The following is a 21366-nucleotide window of genomic DNA, read 5'->3' as shown; positions in this document are numbered from 1 at the left end:
GCCGCGCGGCTGGGCGGCCGGGTCAGCCTGGTCCGCGACGAAGACGACGGCTGCACGCTGCGCGCGTGGGTACCGCTGGTGCGGCCGTGACGCCCGCGACGGTGTTCGTCGTCGACGACCACCCGGTGGTCCGCGACGGCGTCACGCTGCTGCTGCGCTCGGACCCGTGCCTGCAGGTGGCCGGCTCGGCGGAGTCCGGGCGGGCGGCGATCCAGCGCGTCGCGCAGCTGCGGCCCGACCTCATCCTGCTCGACCTGCGGCTGCCGGACATGCTCGCGCCGGAGGTGATCGCCGAGCTGCGGCACGTCCACCCGACGGCCCGGATCGTGGTGTTCACCGCGCACGGCGACCACCAGGGCGTGCTGGCCGCGCTCGACTCGGGCGCGCACGGCTGCCTGCTCAAGGACGTCGCGGGCACCGACCTCGTGGCGGCGCTGCGGCGGGTCCTGCGCGGCGAACGCGTCGTCGACCCGCGGATCCTGCCCGACGAAGGGCAGCGGTCGGACGCGCTGGCCCGCAGCGGGCTGACCCGCCGGGAGTACGAGGTGCTGCGGCTGGCCGCGCAGGGGCAGACGAACCCGGAGATCGCGGAGTCGACCGGGCTGGCGCGCAACACCGTGAAGACGTACCTGCAGTCGGCGCTGCACAAGCTGGGCGCGCGCAACCGGGTCGAGGCGATCGGCAAGGCCAGCGAGGCCGGGCTGCTGTGAGATCGTCGCTCGGGTGACGATCGACCTGCACGCGCACAGCACGGCCTCCGACGGGACGACACCGCCGTCGGAGCTGCCCCGGCTGGCCGCCGAAGCCGGCCTGACGGTGCTGGCCCTCACCGACCACGACACCTTCGCGGGCGTGGCCGCGGCTTCGGCCGCTTCGGCCGCTTCTGACGTCGAACTCGTCCCCGGCGTCGAGATCTCGTGCCGCCTCGACGACGCCGAGGTGCACCTGCTGGGGCTGTTCGTCGACCCCGGGCACGCGGCGCTGGCCGCCGAGCTGGAGCTGATCCGCACCGACCGGGACCGGCGTGGCGTGCGGATGGTCGAACGCTGCCGCGAGCTGGGCGCGCCGATCACCCTCACGCAGGTGCGCGAGATCGCCGGGGGTGCGTCGCTCGGGCGGCCGCACATCGCCGCCGCGCTGGCCGCCGTGGGCATCACCGACGCCTTCACCGCCGACTGGATCGCCGACGGCGGCCGCGCGGACGTCCCGAAGCACGTCCTGGCCACAGTGGACGCGGTCGGCCTGGTCCGCGCGGCGGGCGGGGTGGCGGTGCTGGCTCACCCGCGCTCGGTCAAGCGGCGGGCTTCGGTCTCGGACGCGCAGCTGGCCGCGCTGGCCGGCGCCGGGCTGGCGGGGATCGAGGTGGACCACCCCGAGCAGCCACCGGAGGTCCGGGAGCGGCTGCGGGAAGTGGCCGCGGACCTGGGGTTGCTCACGACCGGGTCGAGTGACTTCCACGGCGACCGCAAGCCGGTCCGCCTCGGCGAGTGCACCACCTCCCCGGAGGTGTTCGCGGCGCTCCGGGAGTCTGCCGCCGGGATGTAGTGAATGACTCATTCATGTCGTCGGACGACATGAATGAGTCATTCAGTGCATTGGGCCGGGCTACGCCGTGTCCGTTTCGTAGCCAGAGGGGTCTCCAAGTGGGGGTGTCCGAAGGCCATCGGTGAACGCAGGATGACCGCCACTGATCGTGACTCACGTCACACGAGCGGAGGAGGCCTCTTGCGTCCTGGAGTGAGTCCGTGCTGACCGTACGTGGCCTGCGGGTGCGGTACGGCCGGTCCACGCCCGCCCTGCACGGCATCGACCTCGACGTTTCCGCCGACGGCGTGCTGGCCGTGCTCGGCAGCAACGGCGCCGGGAAGTCCACTCTGCTCAGGGCCGTCTCGGGCACGCTCCGCATGCACCGGGGCTCGATCGACGCCGGCGAAATCCGCTACGACGGGCAGGCGCTCGGCAAGCTCGACCCGGCCCGGATCGTCCGGCTCGGCGTCGTCGGCGTCCCCGAGGGGCGGCAGGTCTTCGCCCGGATGACCGTCGAGGAGAACCTGCGCGCCGGCGGGATCGGCGCCCGGACCGCCGCCGAACGGACCGCCGCACGCGAGCGCGTCGACGAGCTGTTCCCCGTCCTGAAGGAACGCGCCAAGCAGCGCGCCGGGCTGCTGTCCGGCGGGGAGCAGCAGATGCTCGCGATCGGCCGCGCGCTGATGTCCGCGCCGAAGCTGCTGCTGCTCGACGAACCCTCGCTCGGGCTGGCGCCGAAGATCGTCGAGCAGATCGGCCGGACCATCCGGGAGATCCACGAGCAGGGCACCGCCGTGGTGCTGGTGGAGCAGAACGCCGTGATGGCGCTCGGCGTCGCCGACCACGCCGTGGTGCTGGAGGTCGGCCGGGTGGCGCTGGCCGGGACCGCGGCCGAGCTCGCCGCCAGCCAGGACGTCCAGCGGCTCTACCTCGGCGGGCACGCCGAATCGCAGGAGACCGCCGACGCCGAGGCCGAACGCGCCCGCGAGCAGCTCGCCGGCCGGACCCTGTCGAGGTGGGCCGGATGACGCCGCCGGAACTGCGCGTCGAGGACGTCTCCCTGCGGTTCGGCGGGATCCGGGCCCTCGACGAAGTGAGCTTCACCGTCGCCCCCGGTTCGCTGCACGCGCTGATCGGGCCGAACGGCGCCGGGAAGTCCAGCTGCTTCAACGTGATCAGCGGCCTCTACCGGGCGAACACGGGCCGCGTGCGGCTCGGCGACACCGACCTCACCGGGCGCGCGCCGCACAAGCTCGCGCGCCTCGGCGTCGGCCGGTCGTTCCAGAACGCCGCGCTGTCGGCCGGTTCGACCGTGCTGGACAACGTCATGCTCGGCAGGCACGCGCTGACCCGCGGCGGGTTCCTCGAGATCGGGCTGCGGCTGCCGTGGACGGTCCGCGCCGAACGGCGGCACTCAGCCAGGGCCCGGGAGATCTGCGCGTTCCTCGGCCTCGGCCCGGTCGTGGACACCCCGGTCGGCGCGCTGCCCTACGGCGTCGTCAAGCGCGTCGACCTCGCCCGCGCGCTCGCCGTCGAACCGGTGCTGCTCCTGCTCGACGAGCCCGCGGCCGGGATGAACGCGGCCGAAACCGCGGAGCTGGCCGGCACGATCAGCGGGATCCGCGCCGAGCTGGGCATTTCGATCCTGCTCGTCGAGCACGACATGGGCCTGGTGATGGGCATCGCCGACCGGGTCACCGTGCTCGACTTCGGCCGCCGCATCGCCGACGGCACCCCCGCGGAAGTCCAGTCCGACCCGGACGTCATCAAGGCCTACCTGGGCACGGAGGCGGCGTGAACACATTCCTGCAGCTCGTGGTGAACGGCCTCGGCAAGGGCGCGGTGTTCGCGTTGCTGGCGCTGGGGTTCGTGATCATCTTCAAGGCCACCGAAGTGGTCAACTTCGCGCACGGCTCGCTCGTGCTCTTCGGCGGCTACGTCGTCGTGGTGACGCGGGACGCGCTCGGCTGGGTCGGCGCGTCGCTCGTGGGCATCGTGTCGGCCGGGCTGCTCGCCCTGGTCGTGGAGCGGCTGCTGCTGTCGCGGTCCCGGCACGCCGACGCGAACAGCCTGGCGCTGCTCACCATCGGCGTCGACGTGATCGTCACCGAGGAGATCGTGCGCCGGCTCGGCGTCACGCTGCCCTTCCTCGGCGACGCGTGGGACGCGAAGCCGTTCCAGCTCGGCGGGATCACGCTCTTCCGCACCCACCTGGTCGCGCTGGGCGTGGCCGCGGTGCTGATCACGGCGTTCTGGCTGGCGTTCAAGTACTCGAACTGGGGCGTGGCCATGCGGGCCCAGGCGGAGAACCGGGAAGCCGCCGCGCTGATGGGCATCCGCAGCTCCCGCGTGACGGCGACCGCGTGGCTGGTCGCCGGGCTGCTGGCCGGCGTGGCCGTGCTGTTCATCGCCACGCAGGACTTCTCCGGCGCGGGGCTGTCGCGCGGAACGCACTCGATCGCGCTGGCCGCGTTCCCCGCGGCGATCCTCGGCGGGCTCGACTCGACGGCGGGCGCGGTGGTCGGCGGCCTGGTCGTCGGGCTCGTGGAAGCGCTCTCCGCGCAGTACGTCTCGTTCGACTTCTCCAAGAGCGCGGTGTTCCTGGTGATGCTGGTCGTCCTGGTGGTGCGGCCCTCGGGGCTGTTCGGCACGAGGGAGCGAACGCGTGTCTGACAGCGCCGTGTCCGAAGTGGACGCTCCCCCTGAGTCGCAGGCACCGCCGCGGCCCCGCCGGAGCCTGGCCAAGCTCGTGCGCACGGTGGCCTGGCTCGCCCTGCTGGTGGTACTGCTCGCCCTGCCGCTCTACCTCGACGCGGCCTGGCTGAAAGCCGGGCAGTACATGATGATCGGCTGCGTCGGCGCCATCGGGCTGACGCTGGTGGTCGGGCAGGCCGGGCAGCTTTCCCTGGCGCACGCGTTCTTCCTGCTCGCCGGCGGCACGGCCTACACCGTCCTTTCCGGACCAACCGACGACGACCGCGTGATCGGGTTCGGCCTCGACCCCGGCCTCTCGCTGCTGGGCGCGGTGGCCGTCGCGGCCTTGCTGGGCCTGGCCTTCGCCCCGGTCGCCGGCCGGCTGCGCGGGATCTACCTCGGGGTCGCCTCCCTCGCGCTGGTGTTCCTCGGCCTCTACTTCGGACAGTCGGCCGAGGAGTACACCGGCGGGACGTCGACCGGGCGCACGCCGGCGCCGTTCTCGCTGTTCGGCTTCCCCTTCAGCAACGACGGCCCCGAAATATCCCTGCTCGGAGTGCCGATCCGGCAGGCCGAACGCATGTGGTACCTGTTCCTGCTGCTGACCGTGCTCGCGTTCGTGATCGCCCGCGGCGCCGTGCGCGGCCGGGTCGGGCGGTCGTGGCGGGCGGTGCGCGACAACGAAGCCGCGGCCGCGGTGATGGGTGTCAGCGTCATGCGCGCGAAGGCGGGCGCGTTCGCGGTCTCGTCGGCGTACGGCGGCCTGGCCGGCGCGATGACCGTGCTGTGGTTCGACATCCTCAAGCCGGACGAGAGCGAGTTCGGCACCTACGGCATCAACGTCTCCATCGCCTACCTGGCGATGGTCATCATCGGCGGGCTCGGCTCGGTGTCCGGCGCGCTGGTCGGCGCGCTGATCGTCAACGGCCTGCCCCAGGTCCTCGCCCTGTACTCCGCCGATCTGGGCTGGTTCTCCGGCACCGGCGACGGCGCGCTGACGCCCGTCCTCGTCAGCTCGTTCGTCTACGGCGCCGCGATCGTCCTCGTCGTGCTCTTCGAGCCCGGCGGGCTCGCCGCGATCGGCCGCCGGCTCACGCGGCGCCGTCAACCCCCGGAGGAAAAACCATGAAACGCACACACCTGGCGGCGGCGCTGGCGGCCGTCCTCGTCCTTTCGGCGTGCAGCACGAAGGCCGGCGACTCCGGCTCGTCCGGCTCCGACAGCTCCGGCGTCAAGACCGGCAAGGGGGTGACGGCGACCGAGGTGACGCTCGGCGTGATGACCGACAAGTCCGGGGTGTTCAAGAACCTCGGCCTCGGCGTCACCCAGGGCAACGAGCTGTGGGCCAAGGACTTCAACGCCGCCGGCGGGGTCTGCGGGCGGCAGGTCAAGCTCGAAGAGGTCGACCACGGCTACAAGGCCGACACCGCGAAGACGCTGTACCCGCAGGTCGAGCCCAAGGTGCTCGGGTTCGTGCAGCTGCTCGGCTCGCCGGTGGTCGCCGCGCTGAAGCAGAACCTGGCCACCGACAAGGCCGTCGCCGCGCCCGCGTCCTGGTCGTCCGAGCTGCTCGACAACCCGTACGTGATGATCGTCGGCACCACCTACGACCTGGAGATCATCGACGGCCTGTCGTACCTGCAGGAGCAGGGCCTGATCAAGGACGGCGACACCATCGGGCACGTCTACATCGACGGCGAGTACGGCAAGAACGGCCTGCGCGGCTCGCAGTTCTACGCCAAGAAGCACAACCTGACGGTCAAGGAAGTGAAGATCACCTCGACCGACAGCGACCTGACCAACGTCGTCACCGGCCTCAAGGGCGCCGGGGTCAAGGCGATCGTGCTGACCACCACGCCCGCGCAGACCGGGTCCGCGGTCGCGACGAACAAGGCGCTCGGGCTGAACGTGCCGGTGCTGGGCAACAACCCGACGTTCGACCCGCAGCTGCTCAAGAGCCCGGCCGCGGGCGCGCTGGACAAGCTCACGGTCGTCGCCAGCAGCGTGCCGTTCTCGGCCGACCTGCCGAAGGCCAAGGACGTCGCGGCGAAGTACAAGGCCGCGTACAAGGAAACGCCGAACGGCGGTGTCCCCTACGGCTACGCGGTCGGCGAAGTCTGGGGCGCGGTCCTGAAGAAGGCTTGCGAGAACAAGGACCTCACCCGCGACGGCATCGCCGCGGCGCTGAAGCAGACGACGTCGGCGAACACGGACAACCTGGTCGCGGCGCTCGACTTCTCCAAGCCGGGGACGCCGGCGACGCGCCAGGTGTACGCGGCCACCCCGGACGCGTCGGCCGAGGGTGGCGTCCGGTACGTCAAGCCGTTGTTCGAGGCTCCCGAAGCGAAGGAGTACGTGGCGCCGCACCAGAAGTGAGCCGGCGTCCGGCCAGCGCGGCCGCCTCGTGCAGCGGGGTGGTCGCGCTGGCCTTCGCGGCGTTCAGCAGGTCGGTGACGGTCTGCTCGATCGTCTCGACGCGGGCCAGCGCGGCCTCGTGGTCCAGGCCCTCCGCTTCGCGCGAAAGCGTGTAGAGGATCCCTCCGGCGCTCGCCACGTAGTCGGGGATCCACAGGACGCCGCGCGCGGCCAGGTCGTCGGCGACGGCGTCGTCGGTGAGCTGGTTGTTGGCCGGCCCGACGACGAGCGGAGTGTCGAGCCGAGCCACCGTCTCGGGGCTCAGCACGCCGCCGACCGCGGCCGGGATGACCACGTCCGCGGTCAGGGTGAGCGCTTTCTCCGGCTCGGTCCAGGTCAGGCCGCTCCGCTCGGCCTCGGCGCGCTTGGCGGGGTCGATGTCGGAGACGACGACGTCGGCGCCCGCCGCGTGCAGGCTCGCCGCGAGGTGCGCGCCCACGGAGCCGTAGCCGCTGATCACCACCCGGCGCCCGGTCAGGTCCGCCGGTCCGGCCGCCCGGAGCGCGGCGAGCACGCCGACGGCGGTCGGGCCGCTGGAGGAACCGGTTCCGCCCGCGGACTCGGGCGTGCAGAACGCGTACGGCGAGGCCTCCCGGAGCACGAGCATGTCGGCCGGCCCGGTGCCGACGTCCGGGCCGGCCCGGTACGCGCCGCCGAACTCCGCGATCAGGTCGGCGTGGTCGAGCAGGACAGCGCGGCGCTCCTCGGGCGAGAGCACGCGCCCGGGCTCCGGCGCGATGACGCTCTTGCCGCCGCCGAACGCGAGCCCGGCGACGGCGCACTTGGCCGTCATGGCCGCCGAGAGGCGCAGGACGTCGCCGACGGCTTCTTCGAGCGTGGCGTAGGGCTTGAAGCGGCAGCCGCCGACGGCGGGGCCGAGTGCGGTCGAGTGGATCGCGACCATCGTGGTGATGCCGGATCGACGGCCACGCCGGACGACGAGGTGCTCATGTGCGGTCATGGCCGTGAAAGTTAGGCTGATCGCCAACGGCACGGATGCGTTGCCGAACGAAATTCGGTCACGACGAGGAGGCCACGGTGCTCGACGAACTTGATTCGGCGATCGTGCGGCACCTGCAGGAAGACGCGCGGCAGACCAACCGGGACATCGCCCGCAAGGTCGGCATCGCGCCGTCTACGTGCCTCGAGCGCATCCGGCTGCTGCGGGAGCGCGGCGTCATCCGCGGCTACCACGCCGACATCGACCTGCCGAGCCTCAACCGCGGCGTCCGGGCGCTCGTCACGGCGCAGGTGCGGCCGCTGAGCCGGGCGGTCATCGACTCCTTCCAGCGGTCGATCGCCGAACTCCCGGAAGTGCTTTCGGTGTACGTGACCGCGGGGAGTGACGATTTCCTGATCGAAGTCACGACACCCGACATCGACGCGCTGCACGCTTTCCTCACCGACCGGCTGGCACTGCGCCGGGAGATCGTCGGGTTCCGCACGTCGATCGTTTTCCGCCACCTGCGCAAGACGACGCTTGAACCACTGGCTTAGGGGTATCCGGGGATCACCCGGAAAACCGCGACACGCCACCCCTACGTGAACCCCTGAAATACCCGGGTTCGCACGCTGAGAGGCGGAAACTGTCGGTGGTGAGGCGTCTAATGGGCCACGACGGGAAGGAGGCGCCGCCATGATCACCGACTTGAACCATCGTGAGCGGGCCACGTTGAGAGCCGTGGCCGAGGGCCACGCCGAGATCAGCTGCAGCTGCGAACCCGACCTCTTCATCGACGGCCTGAGCTGCTGCGACCAGTCCACCGCGCACCGCCTCGCGCGGCTCGGCCTGATCGCGCCCGCGCACCCCGGCAAGTGCGGCGACCTCGTGCCCGCGCTGCTGACCGAGGCCGGCGCGTCGGCGCTCGGCGAGGTCCTCGCCATCGCGGCGTAATTGCGTTGCCACGCACCGGGGTCGCTGCCAGCATCACCCGATGCACGTATTCCTCGAAACCGAGCGGCTGATCTTCCGCCGGTTCACCGAGAACGACGCGGACGCGCTGTTCGAGCTCTACGACGACGCGGACGTGATGAAGTACCTCAATGGGGGCCTGCCGGCCGACCGCGCGGAGATCGTCGAAAAGGATCTCCCCGCGTTCCTCGGTTACTACGAGCGTTTCCCCGGTTACGGGTTCTGGGCGGCGATCGAGAAGCGGACCGGCGATTTCCTGGGGTGGTTCCACTTCCGCCCGCGCCCGCACGACCCGCCGGACGAGCCGGAGCTGGGCTACCGGCTGCACCGCAAGGCGTGGGGCAAGGGCTACGGCACCGAAGGCTCGGCGGCGCTGCTGGCGAAGGGCTTCACCGAACTGGGGGTCACCCGCGTGACGGCGTTCACCATGACGGTGAACCAGCGTTCGCGGCGCGTGATGGAGAAACTGGGGATGACGTTCGTCCGCACGTACTTCGAGGAGTTCCCCGAGCACGAGCGGGCCCAGGGCAGCGAACACGGCGAAGTCGAGTACGCCATCACCCGCGAGCAGTGGTCCCGTGGTCGTGAGTGCTGAGTCGGGTTAGAACCCGACTCAGCACTCACGACCGGCGGGTCAGCGGTAGACCTCGAACTCGTAGATCCGGGCCGCGCCGTTGCCGTTGTTGGCCGGCGTGGTCAGGTTCAGCTTCACGTACCGGGCCGACCGGGTCGTGATCGGGTGGTACGTGCGGCTGGCCCGCGAACCGGACACGGACGCGACCGTCGTCCACGTGCTGCCGTCGGTCGACGTCTGGATCGTGAACGCGCCCGTGTTCCAGCCGGTCGTCTCCCCGCCCAGGCCCGCGTGCTTGACCACGAACGACGACACGTTCTGCGCCGACCCGAGGTCGACCTGGAGGAACTTCGTCGCGGCCGTGGAACAGAACTTGCTGTTGTTCGCCAGGCTGCCGTCGACGGCCTTGTCCGCGGTCTCGGCCGAGTTGCACGTGGCCGAGCCCGTCGCCGCCTTGCCCTGCGCCAGGTTCGTGCCCAGCTCCGGCGCGGCCGGCGGCGGGGTGAACCCGTCGTTGTAGGACGGCGGGACGTCCGCGGTGCTCGTGCCCCAGCCGCTCGGCGACGAGCCCATCGTGTAGTTCAGGCTCGACGCGCCCGCGATGTCGCCGTAGCGGATCCACGACTTGGTCGTCGCGGTCCCGTTGACGCTCAGGCTCTGCACGTACTGCGCGCCCTGGCCCGCGCCGGAGCCGGTGATCTGGATCGTCCCGCTCGGGCGGACGATCGAGACCGACGGGAACAGCGGGCCGTGCAGCGCCAGGACGTCCGCGCCCGGCGTCGCCGGGTACATGCCCAGTGCCGCGAAGACGTACCACGCCGACGTCGCGCCGAGGTCGTCGTTGCCGGGGAGGCCGCCCGCGCCGGTGGTGAACGACTCGTTCATCACGCGCCGCACCGCCGAGCTGGCGCCCTGCGGGTAGGCCGCGTAGTTGTAGGCCCACGGCACGCCGTGCTCGGGCTCGTTGCCGATGTAGAAGTACGGCTGGGTGAGGCCGCCGTTGAGCTGGGTGAAGTGGTGGTCCAGCCGCTGGACGGCGGTCTTGCGCCCGCCCATCAGGTTGATCACGCCCTGGTAGTTGTAGGGCACCATCCAGGTGTACTGCGACGGGTTGCCCTCGGTGTACCCGCTGTCGCTCGAGGGCACGACCGGCCACGCCCAGTTCCCGTCGCTGCCGCGCGGCTGGACGTAGCCCGATTCGGGGCCGAACACGTTCTGCCACCACTGGGCGCGCTGCATGTAGGTGGTGTACTTCGCGGTGTCCCCGACGGACTTCGCGAACTGCGCGATCGCGAAGTCCGACGCCGAGTATTCGAGCGAGTCGGACGGGTCTTCGTAGATGTAGTGCCGGCTGAGGTAGCCGCTTTCCCGGCCGCGGATCGCCTGGCCCTGCGCCGTACCGCCGTTGGAGCTCTTGTCCATCAGCGCCAGCGCCGCCGCGGTGTCGAAGCCGCGGACCCCGAAGGCGTACATGCTGCCGACGATGATCGGCCCGGGGTCACCGGTCATCACGAAGTGCTCGTTGTTGTTGTGCGACCACTTGGGCAGCAGGCCGCCCTGCTGGCCGTCCAGCACCATGGACTTCGCGATGTCGCTCGCCTCGTTCGGGGCGAGGAGCCCGATCAGCGCGGCCCACGACCGGTAGATGTCCCAGCCGGAGTAGTTCTGGTAGACGGTGTGGGACGCGGTGTGGATCGCCTGGTCGAACCCGCGGTACTGGCCGTTGGTGTCGCTGGCGATGTTCGGGTTCTGGAACACGTGGTACAGCGCCGTGTAGAACTTCTGCAGGTCCGCGGCCGCCCCGCCGGTCACCTGCACGCGGTTGAGGACGTCGTTCCAGCTCGTGTCGGCGGCACTCCGGATCCCGGCGAAGTCGAAGCCGGGGTTCTCGGCGGCGAGGTTCGCCTGCGCGTTGGCCAGGCTGACGAACGAGATACCGACCTTCGCCTGCACGGTGGTGTTGCTGGACGTGTCGAACGTGACGTAACCGCCGGAGTTCGTCCCGCTGGTGCTCGCGGACCCGGCGCTGACGGTGCCGCCGAGCCAGGTGCCGAACCCGCTGGGCGCGCGGTCGAACTGGATCACGTAGTAGATCTGGTACGTCTTCGACGAACCGCAGAAACCGCCGCCGGTCACCGCGCCGGTGAGCTGGCTGCCGCTGATGGAGATGGACCCGGTGCGGTTGCCGGTGGCGCTGCGGCCGGTGTTGACGAGCAGCCGCGCGGACGTCGTGTTCGGGTAGGTCAGCTTCATCGAGCCGGACCGCTTGGTCGCGGAAAGTTCGACGGTCGTGTTGTAGTTGTCGAGCTTGTTCTTGTAGTACCCGGGCGCGGCCGATTCGTTCGCCTTCGTGTAGCGCCCCGCGTAGCCGGTCCAGCCGGTGCCCGGCGAAGTGCCGATGGCGCCGGTGATCGGCAGCAGGCCGAGGTCTTCGTTGTTGGGGCAGCCGGCGCCGTTGAAGTGGGTGAGGCTGAACTCTTCGATGCTGGTGTCGCTGTAGCGGTACCCGGACGGCGACGCGGTCGGGGTGTCCGGGCTGAACTGCACCATCCCGAACGGCACCACGGCGCCGGGGTAGGTGCTGCCGCCGGCCCCGCCGGGAACCGGGTTGGGCGAGTTGCTGTTGTCGGTGCCGATGAACGGATTCACGTACTGCGTAAGGGCGAGCGTCGCGCCGTCGGCGGGTGTCGCGGCGAGCCCCGCGCCGACGAGCGCGGCCGCGAGCAGAGCCCCGCGCAACCGTCTGCGCAGCTTCGAGAGTGGTCCGGACATGGAACCCTTCCTCTCCTTGTCGCACGCTTTCCGCCGGGCGACAACGTTGTCGGACGTCGTGACAACGTTGTCAGATCGGCGGGTGCCGCGCTGACAACGTCGAGGGGATCGAAGTGGTACCGGGAACTCGGTGGCAGGACATGGTGCCACGGCGGCACCCTCCGGCGGAAGCACCGAAAGTTCGTTGTGCGGCAAGCGATCCGCGGACCGGACCAGTCAGTGCCGGTGGACCACCCAGTGGTCGCCGAGCGCCGTCGTCGCCGCTTCCCCGTTCGTCAGGTCGGCCAGCCAGCTCTCGAACGTCGGCGCCTCCCCCGGCGCCAGCCCGATCTCGAACCGCGCCAGCTCCCCGAACCGGGTCGCGTGAACCAGGTACGGCGACGCGCGCAAGTCGTTCTCCAGCCGGCCCGCGCGGTCGTAGCTCACCGCCACTTCCACCAACGCGAGCCGCCGGTGTTCTAGTACACCAACAACTTCCAGTGCCTCCGAAACGGACTGTCCGTACGCGCGGATGAGCCCGCCCGCGCCCAGCAGCACTCCGCCGAAGTACCGGGTCACCACCGCGACCACATCGGTCACCTCGCGGCGCCGCAGCACTTCCAGCATCGGCGTGCCCGCGGTGCCGGCCGGCTCGCCGTCGTCGCTCGAGCGCTGGGTCCGGCCGTCGGGGCCCAGAACGAAGGCGTGGCAGTGGTGCCGCGCCCCCGGATCGGCGCGACGGCGGCCCGCGATGAACTCGCGCGCGGCCTCCTCCGACGTCACCGGGGCGAGCGCGCAGAGGAAGCGGGAGCGCTTGATCTCGATCTCGTGGACCCCGGATCGAGCCACGGAGAGATAACGATCAGTCATCGGAGGAGTCCGCCATGCCCCCAGCTTCCCACCCCGGCACGGCGCCGCGCCACGTGCCCCGGACCACTTGGGACGGACGTTTTCGCAGGTCAGCGGCGTCCTTCGCCGTTATTCGGGAGCGACAGCCCGGCATATGGGACTACCCCCTGGCCCGTCAACGTAAGCGTGGCATTTCCCACCCGGGGGCAACGACGTATGTCGATAACAGCGAATTCACACTATCGTCATAAGACCCGGCGAACCCGGGAGTAACACCGCGCGCTCGGCTGACCCCCACCACAGTGGTCCGTCGTGCGCGCACGCAGCACCCGACATGTTCGGCTGCCCAGTGTCGTGCGGCCTCCCAGATGACCGCGTCCGGTTTCCGAGCATCGACGCTCGGCCGGTCCCACGCGGCGTCTTGCACCTCGACAACAGCAACTGTTCTCGACTGACCATCGCGGTACCGGACCACTTCGTTAACCGGTTCAGCTCGAACCACACGATGGAGTGAGTACCGGTCGCGCCAACGCCTTGGGAGGCGGCCAGCCGTGACCCACCGTGCCAATTCCCTGCCCCCGTCCGGGGAGCAGTTCAGCAACGCCGAGGCCGAGGGCCTCTACCGGAGCGACTACGAACACGACGCCTGCGGTGTCGCCTTCGTCGCCGACCTGACCGGGCGGCGCGATCATGCGATCGTCGCCAAAGCCCTGGTCGCGTTGCGCAACCTGGAACACCGCGGGGCGCGGGGTGCCGAACCGGACACCGGGGACGGCGCGGGACTGCTCATCCAGGTCCCGGACGAGTTCTACCGCGAAGTCGTCGACTTCGAGCTGCCCGAGCCGGGCACCTACGCCGTCGGCACCGCTTTCCTGCCGCAGGACGAAAAGCGCCGCGGCCGGGCCATGACGACCATCGAGCGCATCGCCGCGGAAGAGGACATGCGCGTCCTCGGCTGGCGCGAGCTGCCGGTGCACACCGAGCACTGCGGGCCCACCGCGGCCGAGACCATGCCGCACTTCACGCAGCTGTTCCTCACCGCGCGCCGCCCGAAGCCGGAGCATTCGGACCCGCTGCACATCGAGCGCAGCGCCTTCTGCGTCCGCAAGCGCGCCGAGCACGAGCTCGTCGACGACGACGTCTACTTCCCGTCGCTGTCCTCGCGCACGATCGTCTACAAAGGAATGCTCACCGAGCCGCAGGTCGAGCGCTTCTTCGCCGACCTCACCGACGAGCGCGTCACCAGCGCCATCGGCCTGGTGCACTCCCGCTTCTCCACCAACACCTTCCCGTCGTGGCCGCTGGCGCACCCGTACCGGTACGTCGCGCACAACGGCGAGATCAACACCCTGCGCGGCAACCGCAACTGGATGGACGCCCGCGAGGCGCTGCTCGAGACCGACCTGGTCCCGGGCGACCTCAAGCGGATCTACCCGGTGATCACCCGCGGCGCCAGCGACTCGGCGTCGTTCGACGAGGTGCTGGAGCTGCTCCACCTCGGCGGCCGCTCGCTGCCGCACTCGGTCCTGATGATGATCCCGGAGGCCTGGGAGAACCACCAGGAGATGGACCCGGCCCGGCGCGCCTTCTACGAGTTCCACTCGACGCTGATGGAACCGTGGGACGGCCCGGCGCTGGTCGCCTTCACCGACGGCTCCCAGATCGGCGCGGTCCTCGACCGCAACGGCCTGCGCCCCGGCCGGTACTGGGTGACCGACGACGGCCTCGTCGTGCTGGCCTCCGAGGTCGGCGTGCTCGACATCGACCCGGCGACGATCGTCCGCAAGGGTCGCCTCGAACCCGGCCGGATGTTCCTCGTGGACACCGCCGAGGGCCGGATCATCGAGGACGACGAGATCAAGACCGAGCTGGCCACCGCGCACCCGTACGACGAGTGGGTCGAGGCCGGTCTCCTGCACCTGGAGGACCTGCCCGAGCGTGACCGCGAGGTCCCGCTGCACGCCGCGCTCGTCCGCCGCCAGCAGGCGTTCGGCTACACCGAGGAAGAGCTCGACAGCATCCTCGAGCCGATGGCCCGCACCGGCGCGGAGCCGATCGGCTCGATGGGCAACGACTCGCCGATCGCGACGCTGTCCAGCCGGCCGCGGCTGATCTTCGACTACTTCATCCAGCTGTTCGCCCAGGTGACGAACCCGCCGCTGGACGCCATCCGCGAGGAGCTCGTCACCGCGCTCGGCACGCAGATCGGCGCCGAGCCGAACCTGCTGACCGGCGACGCCGCCAGCTGCCGCCGGATCGTGCTGCCGTTCCCGGTGCTCGACAACGACCAGCTCGCCAAGCTGGTGCACGTCAACGACGACGGCGACCTGCCCGAGTTCCAGGCCGTCACCGTGCTCGGCCGCTACAACGTCCACGGCGGCGGCGACGCGCTGCTCAAGCGCCTCGACGAGATCCGCGCCGAAGTCTCGGAGGCGATCGAGGACGGCGCGCGGCTGATCGTGCTGTCCGACCGCGGGGTCGACGAAGACCACGCGCCGATCCCCTCGCTGCTGCTGACCGGCGCGGTGCACCACCACCTCGTCCGCGAGAAGACGCGCACGCAGGTCGGCCTCATCGTCGAGGCGGGCGACGCGCGCGAGGTGCACCACATCGCGCTGCTCATCGGCTACGGCGTCGCCGCGGTGAACCCGTACCTGGCGATGGCGACCGTCGAGGAGATGGCCCACCAGGGCCTGATCCCGGGTGTCACGCCGAAGGAAGCGACGCAGAACCTGATCAAGGCGCTCGGCAAGGGCGTCCGCAAGACGATGTCCAAGATGGGCGTCTCGACCGTCGCGTCCTACACCGGCGCGCAGATCTTCGAGGCGATCGGGCTCGGCGACGAGGTCATCGACACCTGCTTCACCGGCACGACGTCCCGCCTCGGCGGCGTCGGCTTCGAGACCCTCGCCGACGAGGTCGCGAAGCGGCACAAGTACGCGTTCCCGGCCGACGGCGTCCGGGCGTCGCACCGCGAGCTGGAGACCGGCGCGGACTACCAGTGGCGCCGCGAGGGCGAGCCGCACCTGTTCAACCCGCAGACGGTGTTCAAGCTCCAGCACTCCACGCGCTCCGGGAAGTACGAGATCTTCAAGGAGTACACGAAGTCCGTCGACGACCAGGCCGAGAAGCTGCTGACGTTGCGCGGGCTGTTCGACTTCAAGTACGGCAAGCGCGCGCCGGTGCCGATCGAGGAGGTCGAGCCGGTCTCGGAGATCGTCAAGCGGTTCGCCACCGGCGCCATCTCCTACGGCTCGATCTCGATGGAGATGCACCAGACCCTCGCCATCGCGATGAACCGCCTCGGCGGCAAGTCGAACACCGGTGAGGGCGGCGAAGACGCGGAGCGCCTGTACGACCCGGAGCGGCGTAGCGCCGTGAAGCAGGTCGCGTCGGGCCGCTTCGGCGTCACGAGCGAGTACCTCGTCAACGCCGACGACATCCAGATCAAGATGGCGCAGGGCGCGAAGCCCGGCGAGGGCGGGCAGCTGCCCGGTGCGAAGGTGTACCCGTGGATCGCGAAGACGCGGTTCTCGACGCCGGGTGTGGGTTTGATCTCGCCGCCGCCGCACCACGACATCTACTCGATCGAGGACCTCGCCCAGCTGATCCACGACCTCAAGAACGCCAACCCGAACGCGCGCATCCACGTGAAGCTCGTGTCCGAGGTCGGCGTCGGCACGGTCGCGGCCGGCGTGTCCAAGGCGCACGCGGACGTCGTGCTCATCTCGGGCCACGACGGCGGGACGGGCGCGTCGCCGCTGTCGTCCATCAAGCACGCGGGTGGCCCGTGGGAGCTGGGCCTGGCCGAGACGCAGCAGACGCTGCTGGCCAACCGGCTGCGCGACCGGATCGTCGTGCAGACCGACGGGCAGCTCAAGACCGGGCGTGACGTCGTCGTCGCCGCGCTGCTCGGCGCCGAGGAGTTCGGCTTCGCGACCGCGCCGCTGGTGGTGTCGGGCTGCATCATGATGCGCGTCTGCCACCTCGACACCTGCCCGGTGGGCGTCGCGACGCAGAACCCGAAGCTGCGCGAGAAGTTCAGCGGCAAGGCCGAATACGTCGTCAACTTCTTCGAGTTCATCGCCCAGGAAGTGCGCGAATACCTGGCGGAGCTGGGCTTCCGGTCGATCGCCGAGGCGGTCGGGCACGCCGAGTTCCTCGACAAGCGCAAGGCGATCGAACACTGGAAGGCTTCGGGGCTGGACCTGTCGCCGATCTTCCACGTGCCCGACATGGCCCCGGCGGGCCTGCGCCTGCAGCAGACGCTGCAGGACCACGGGCTGGAGAAGGCGCTCGACAACACGCTGATCCAGCTGGCCGAAGGCGCGTTGAACTCCGGGGACAAGGTGCGGCTGGAACTGCCCGTCCGCAACGTGAACCGGACCGTCGGCACCATGCTCGGCTCCGAGCTGACCAAGCGGTGGGGCGGCGAAGGCCTGCCCGACGACACCATCGACGTCACCTTCACCGGCACCGCGGGCCAGTCGTTCGGCGCGTTCGTGCCGAAGGGCATCACGCTGCGCCTGATCGGCGACGGCAACGACTACGTCGGCAAGGGCCTCTCCGGCGGCCGGCTGATCGTGCGGCCGCCGCGCGAAGCGAAGTACGTCGCCGAAGAGCAGATCATCGCGGGCAACGTCATCGCCTACGGCGCCACCAGCGGTGAGATCTTCATCCGCGGCAAGGTCGGCGAGCGGTTCTGCGTGCGCAACTCGGGCGCGCTGGCCGTCGTCGAAGGCGTCGGCGACCACGGCGGCGAGTACATGACCGGCGGCCGCATGGTCGTGCTCGGCCCGATCGGGCGGAACTTCGCGGCCGGCATGTCCGGCGGCATCGCCTACGTGCTCGACCTGCCCGCGCACCGCGTCAACCCGGAGATGGTCGACCTCGACCCGCTCGACTCCGAGGACGCGGACTTCCTGCGCGAGACACTGGAAAAGCACTACGACGAAACGGAATCCGCGGTCGCGCGGGAACTGCTGGCCGACTGGGACGCGGGCGTCGACCGCTTCGGGAAGGTCATGCCGAAGGACTACAAGCGCGTGCTCGCGGCGCAGGTGCAGGCCGAGCGCGACGGGCGCGACGTGAACGAGGCGATCATGGAGGCCGCACATGGCTGACCCCAAGGGCTTTCTGACCACCACGCGCGAAGAACCCAAGCGCCGTCCCGTCGACCTCCGGCTGATGGACTGGCGGGAGGTCTACGAAGACTTCGCGACGACGAAGCTGGAGAAGCAGGCCGGCCGCTGCATGGACTGCGGCATCCCGTTCTGCCACCAGGGCTGTCCGCTCGGGAACCTCATCCCCGAGTGGAACACGCTGGTGTGGCGGGACGACTGGCGCCAGGCCATCGACCGGCTGCACGCGACCAACAACTTCCCGGAGTTCACCGGCACGCTCTGCCCGGCGCCGTGCGAAACCGCGTGCGTGCTCGGGATCAACGACGACCCGGTGACCATCAAGCGCGTCGAGATCTCCATCGTGGACCGCGCCTTCGAAGAGGGCTGGATCACCCCGGAGGTCCCCGCCGTCCGCACCGGCAAGAAGGTCGCGGTCGTGGGCTCCGGCCCGTCGGGACTCGCCGCGGCGCAGCAGCTCACGCGCGCGGGCCACAGCGTCGTGGTCCTCGAGCGGGCCGACAAGATCGGCGGGCTGCTGCGCTACGGCATCCCCGAGTTCAAGATGGAGAAGTCGCGCCTCGACCGGCGGCTCGACCAGATGCGCGCCGAGGGCACGGAGTTCCGTACGTCGGTGAACGTCGGCGTGGACGTCACGGCGGCGGAGCTTCAGTCTTCTTACGACGCGGTGGTTCTGGCCGGTGGCGCGACCGACTGGCGCGACCTGCCGATCCCGGGCCGGGAGCTGGACGGCATCCACCAGGCGATGGAGTTCCTGCCGCCGGCCAACCGGGTCGCCTCGGGCGAGCTGGACAAGTCGCCGTTCGACGCTTCGGGCCTGGACGTCGTCGTCATCGGCGGCGGCGACACCGGCGCGGACTGCGTCGGGACGTCGCACCGCCAGGGCGCGCGTTCGGTGACGCAGCTGGAGATCATGCCCAAGCCGCCGGAGTCCCGTTCGGACGCCCACCCGTGGCCGACGTACCCGATGATCTACCGGGTGTCCTCGGCGCACGAAGAGGGCGGCGAGCGGCTGTACGCGGTGAACACGCAGGAGTTCCTGGGTGACTCCGATGGCCGTGTGCGGGCGCTGAAGCTGGTCGAGGTGCGCAACGAGGGCGGCAAGTTCGTCCCCGTCGAGGGCTCCGAGCGCGAGCTGCCCGCGCAGCTCGTCCTGCTGGCGATGGGCTTCCTCGGCCCGCAGAAGCAGGGCCTCCTGGAGGACCTCGGCGTCGAGCTGGACGGGCGCGGCAACGTGGTCCGCGACAAGGCGTTCAAGACCAGCCTGGACAACGTGTTCGTGGCCGGCGACATGGGCCGCGGCCAGTCCCTGATCGTGTGGGCGATCGCGGAGGGCCGCAGCGCCGCGGCCGGCGTCGACGCCTTCCTCACCGGGCGGGACTTCCTGCCCGCCCCGATCGCGCCGACGGACCGGCCGATCGCGTAGAACCCGGCGTCGGCGGAGGTGTCACTGTCGCCACCTCCGCCGGCGCTGTCCCACTTTTCAGCCGAAGTAGTGGCCCTTCTCGATGTCCTCGAGGAGGCCGGGCCGGGTCGGGCGCCAGCCGAGCAGCTCCCGCGTGTGCGCGCTGCGCGCCGGCTGGTCGACCGCCAGGATCCCGCCCAGGAACCCCAGCTCCTCGGCCGGCACCGACGCCGTCGGCAGCTCGAGGTGCCGGCCGATCACCGCGGCGATCTCGCGGATCTCGACGCCTTCGTCGCCCACCGCGTGCAGCACCGAGCCCGCCGGAGCCTCTTCCAGAGCCAGCCGGAACAGGTGCGCGGCGTCGAGGACGTGCACCGCGGGCCAGCGCTGCGTACCGTCACCGACGTACGCCGCTGCCCCCTTCTCGCGGCTGAACTCGACCAGCCGGACGATGAAGCCGTGCCGGTCGCCTTCGCCGTGCACCGAGCGCGGCAGCCGCACCACCGACGAGCGCACCCCGCGACCCGCCATGGCGACGACCGAGCGGGCGATGTCCAGCCGGCCAGCCAGCGGCCCGAAGCCCTCCGGCTCGTCCTGCTCGGCCGACGGCCGCCCGGCCACCACGGGCGTACCCGACGCGGCCACGAACGGCTTCCCCGCCACCGCCGAACCCAGGGCTTCGACGGCACGCGCGTCGGTCTCGATCGACTCGGCGATGCGGGTGAAGTCGTGCCCGAAGGCCAGGTGGACGACGCCGTCGGCGCTCGCGGCGGCGTTCTTCAGGGTGTCGAGGTCGGTCAGGTCGCCGCGGAGCACGTCCGCGCCCATCGCTTCGACCGCGGCCGCCGAAGCGTCCGACCGGGCCAGCCCGACGACCTCGTGCCCCGCGCCGAGCAGCTCGGGGACGACGGCCGAGCCGATCCAGCCCGACGCGCCGGTGACGAATACCCGCATGACAACCTCCGTGACGTGATGACACTTGGTGCCATCACCCTAGCATCGTGATGACACCCGGTGTCATCGCCTAAGCTGGACCGCATGAGCCGCTGGGAGCCGAACACGCGCGAGCGGCTGATGCGCGCCGCGGTGGAGGCGTTCCTCGACCGGGGTTACGAGAGCGTCACCGTCGCCGAGATCACCGAGCGCGCCGGCCTGACCAAGCGCACGTTCTTCCGCCACTACGCGGACAAGCGCGAGGTGCTGTTCGCGGGGCAGGAGATCCTGACGCGGCTCTTCGCCGACTCGATCGCGGCGGCACCCCCGGAGGCGACGCCGATCGAGGCGATCGGCGCGGCGCTGGACGCGACCGGCGAGGTGTTCGGGCCCGAGCGGCGGGAGTGGGCGCGGAAGGTGAAGGTCGTGGTCGCCGGCCACAGCGACCTGCGGGAGCGTGAACTGCTCAAGCGCGCGAAGCTGACGGCCGCGATGGCTGGCGCGTTGCGTGAGCGCGGGGTCGGGGAACCGGCGGCGAGCCTGGCGGCGGAGATCGGCGGTCTCGCTTTCTCGACGGGGTTCGCGCGCTGGGTGGAGCCGTCGAACGAGCGCGGTTTCGGGGAGCTTTCCCGCGCGGCTTTGGCGGAACTGGTGGCGGCGACCGCGTCCCTCGCCTGACGCTCCCGGCCCCGCGCGCGTAGTGAATGACTCATTCATGTCGCCGGACGACATGAATGAGTCATTCACTACATCCGGGCGGCGCGGTCCCGGCAAAGTCGTGGCGGCTTGCCCGGCAGCTTCGCCGACGTCTTGAATGAGTCATTCAGGTCTCCGGAGGTCCTGAATGACTCATTCAAGACACCGCAGGCCCGCCCGGCGCCACTCGCTACGCCCGGAGCCCTGACTCCAGGCCGGGGCGGTCAGCGGTCCAAGAGAGCGCTTCCCAGCGGCGTGAGCGAATGCAGCACCGTATTCCGCTCCCGGTGCGTGATGATCAGCCCCGCCCGCCGCAGCACCGTCGTGTGCTTGCTGACCGCCGACGGCGTGACCCCCAGCCGCGCCGCCAGTTCCGAGGTCGAGCACCCCACCGCCAGGATCGTCAGCGCCGCCGCGCGGGTCGGGCCCAGCAGGTCCGCCAGCGCGTTGCCCGGCGCCTTCGGGGCCG

At 70.7% G+C, this 21366-nt stretch carries 18 protein-coding genes; 13 read left to right on the top strand and 5 right to left on the bottom strand.

The genetic code is table 11. The annotated features are described in order from the left end of the window. Positions 1–86: 86 nt before the first annotated feature. From G3I65_RS33180 to G3I65_RS33150, 7 genes are all read left to right on the top strand, one after another. Positions 87–710, top strand: coding sequence for a response regulator transcription factor (locus G3I65_RS33180; protein ID WP_160699597.1), 624 nt, complete (start codon positions 87–89; stop codon positions 708–710). A 13-nt stretch (positions 711–723) separates the two neighbouring features. Then, positions 724–1545 (top strand): PHP domain-containing protein, encoded by an 822-nt coding sequence (locus G3I65_RS33175; protein ID WP_160699596.1) that lies wholly within the window; start codon positions 724–726, stop codon positions 1543–1545. A 200-nt stretch (positions 1546–1745) separates the two neighbouring features. After that, positions 1746–2555 (top strand): ABC transporter ATP-binding protein, encoded by an 810-nt coding sequence (locus G3I65_RS33170; RefSeq protein ID WP_160699595.1) that lies wholly within the window; start codon positions 1746–1748, stop codon positions 2553–2555. Beyond that, the gene (locus G3I65_RS33165; RefSeq protein ID WP_166640887.1) at positions 2552–3325 is read left to right on the top strand and encodes an ABC transporter ATP-binding protein; all 774 of its coding nucleotides are present in this window, start codon (positions 2552–2554) and stop codon (positions 3323–3325) included. Before G3I65_RS33170 ends, G3I65_RS33165 begins: the two co-directional genes overlap by 4 nt. Next, positions 3322–4200, top strand: a complete 879-nt coding sequence (locus G3I65_RS33160) for a branched-chain amino acid ABC transporter permease (protein WP_160699593.1) — start codon at positions 3322–3324, stop codon at positions 4198–4200. Before G3I65_RS33165 ends, G3I65_RS33160 begins: the two co-directional genes overlap by 4 nt. Positions 4201–4207: 7 nt before the next feature. Beyond that, on the top strand, positions 4208–5350 hold the full coding sequence (locus G3I65_RS33155; protein WP_160699599.1) for a branched-chain amino acid ABC transporter permease: 1143 nt from the start codon (positions 4208–4210) through the stop codon (positions 5348–5350). Continuing rightward, positions 5347–6597, top strand: a complete 1251-nt coding sequence (locus G3I65_RS33150) for an ABC transporter substrate-binding protein (protein WP_160699592.1) — start codon at positions 5347–5349, stop codon at positions 6595–6597. Before G3I65_RS33155 ends, G3I65_RS33150 begins: the two co-directional genes overlap by 4 nt. Here the strand turns inward: G3I65_RS33150 and G3I65_RS33145 are convergent. Next, complete coding sequence (locus tag G3I65_RS33145) at positions 6539–7597, bottom strand: Glu/Leu/Phe/Val dehydrogenase (RefSeq protein ID WP_160699591.1); 1059 nt, start codon at positions 7595–7597, stop codon at positions 6539–6541. The two genes, G3I65_RS33150 and G3I65_RS33145, sit on opposite strands and share 59 nt — an antisense overlap. A 77-nt stretch (positions 7598–7674) precedes the next feature. Here G3I65_RS33145 and G3I65_RS33140 point away from each other — a divergent pair, with 77 nt between their 5' ends. From G3I65_RS33140 to G3I65_RS33130, 3 genes are all read left to right on the top strand, one after another. Further along, a complete protein-coding gene (locus G3I65_RS33140; protein WP_309235852.1) occupies positions 7675–8133 on the top strand; it encodes an Lrp/AsnC family transcriptional regulator in 459 nt (152 codons plus the stop codon). Positions 8134–8272: 139 nt separating this feature from the next. Continuing rightward, positions 8273–8530, top strand: a complete 258-nt coding sequence (locus G3I65_RS33135; protein WP_166640886.1) for a hypothetical protein — start codon at positions 8273–8275, stop codon at positions 8528–8530. A 40-nt stretch (positions 8531–8570) separates the two neighbouring features. Next, positions 8571–9143 (top strand): GNAT family N-acetyltransferase, encoded by a 573-nt coding sequence (locus G3I65_RS33130; RefSeq protein ID WP_160699589.1) that lies wholly within the window; start codon positions 8571–8573, stop codon positions 9141–9143. A gap of 39 nt (positions 9144–9182) precedes the next feature. On the opposite strand, the gene G3I65_RS33125 is transcribed toward G3I65_RS33130, so the two are convergent. Together G3I65_RS33125 and G3I65_RS33120 are read right to left on the bottom strand one after the other, a co-directional pair. After that, positions 9183–11894 (bottom strand): GH92 family glycosyl hydrolase, encoded by a 2712-nt coding sequence (locus G3I65_RS33125; RefSeq protein ID WP_160699588.1) that lies wholly within the window; start codon positions 11892–11894, stop codon positions 9183–9185. A gap of 216 nt (positions 11895–12110) precedes the next feature. Continuing rightward, positions 12111–12743 carry a YigZ family protein gene (locus G3I65_RS33120; protein ID WP_160699587.1) on the bottom strand — a complete coding sequence of 211 codons (633 nt, stop codon included), beginning with the start codon at positions 12741–12743 and terminating at the stop codon, positions 12111–12113. Positions 12744–13273: 530 nt separating this feature from the next. On the opposite strand from G3I65_RS33120, the gene gltB reads away from it, so the two are divergent. Next, entirely contained in the window at positions 13274–17845 is a 4572-nt protein-coding gene (gene gltB / locus G3I65_RS33115; RefSeq protein WP_160699586.1) for a glutamate synthase large subunit, read from the top strand. After that, positions 17838–19289, top strand: coding sequence for a glutamate synthase subunit beta (locus G3I65_RS33110; protein WP_160699585.1), 1452 nt, complete (start codon positions 17838–17840; stop codon positions 19287–19289). The genes gltB and G3I65_RS33110 overlap by 8 nt, the downstream gene beginning before the upstream one ends. Before the next feature lie 57 nt (positions 19290–19346). Here the strand turns inward: G3I65_RS33110 and G3I65_RS33105 are convergent, their stop codons facing one another. After that, positions 19347–20222 carry an SDR family oxidoreductase gene (locus tag G3I65_RS33105; RefSeq protein ID WP_160699584.1) on the bottom strand — a complete coding sequence of 292 codons (876 nt, stop codon included), beginning with the start codon at positions 20220–20222 and terminating at the stop codon, positions 19347–19349. Between the two features lie 84 nt (positions 20223–20306). On the opposite strand from G3I65_RS33105, the gene G3I65_RS33100 reads away from it, so the two are divergent. Continuing rightward, the gene (locus tag G3I65_RS33100) at positions 20307–20879 is read left to right on the top strand and encodes a TetR/AcrR family transcriptional regulator (protein WP_160699583.1); all 573 of its coding nucleotides are present in this window, start codon (positions 20307–20309) and stop codon (positions 20877–20879) included. Between the two features lie 242 nt (positions 20880–21121). On the opposite strand, the gene G3I65_RS33095 is transcribed toward G3I65_RS33100, so the two are convergent. Beyond that, the coding region (locus G3I65_RS33095) for a helix-turn-helix transcriptional regulator (protein ID WP_160699582.1) at positions 21122–21366 on the bottom strand (245 nt) is incomplete at its 5' end.

Source organism: Amycolatopsis sp. SID8362 (assembly GCF_010550475.1).
Lineage (GTDB): Bacteria > Actinomycetota > Actinomycetes > Mycobacteriales > Pseudonocardiaceae > Amycolatopsis > Amycolatopsis eburnea.
The sequence above is the reverse complement of the archived record's forward strand: the minus strand, read 5'-3'. Positions and strand labels throughout refer to the sequence as shown.

What these genes read in the sequence shown, in the direction of transcription:
- G3I65_RS33150 (WP_160699592.1), top strand. Translation starts at nt 5,347, where the DNA reads ATGAAACGCACACACCTGGCGGCGGCGCTGGCGGCCGTCCTCGTCCTT.
- G3I65_RS33145 (WP_160699591.1), bottom strand. Translation starts at nt 7,597, where the DNA reads ATGACCGCACATGAGCACCTCGTCGTCCGGCGTGGCCGTCGATCCGGC.
- G3I65_RS33130 (WP_160699589.1), top strand. Translation starts at nt 8,571, where the DNA reads ATGCACGTATTCCTCGAAACCGAGCGGCTGATCTTCCGCCGGTTCACC.
- G3I65_RS33165 (WP_166640887.1), top strand. Translation starts at nt 2,552, where the DNA reads ATGACGCCGCCGGAACTGCGCGTCGAGGACGTCTCCCTGCGGTTCGGC.
- G3I65_RS33110 (WP_160699585.1), top strand. Translation starts at nt 17,838, where the DNA reads ATGGCTGACCCCAAGGGCTTTCTGACCACCACGCGCGAAGAACCCAAG.
- G3I65_RS33100 (WP_160699583.1), top strand. Translation starts at nt 20,307, where the DNA reads ATGAGCCGCTGGGAGCCGAACACGCGCGAGCGGCTGATGCGCGCCGCG.
- G3I65_RS33105 (WP_160699584.1), bottom strand. Translation starts at nt 20,222, where the DNA reads ATGCGGGTATTCGTCACCGGCGCGTCGGGCTGGATCGGCTCGGCCGTC.
- G3I65_RS33120 (WP_160699587.1), bottom strand. Translation starts at nt 12,743, where the DNA reads ATGACTGATCGTTATCTCTCCGTGGCTCGATCCGGGGTCCACGAGATC.
- G3I65_RS33135 (WP_166640886.1), top strand. Translation starts at nt 8,273, where the DNA reads ATGATCACCGACTTGAACCATCGTGAGCGGGCCACGTTGAGAGCCGTG.
- G3I65_RS33125 (WP_160699588.1), bottom strand. Translation starts at nt 11,894, where the DNA reads ATGTCCGGACCACTCTCGAAGCTGCGCAGACGGTTGCGCGGGGCTCTG.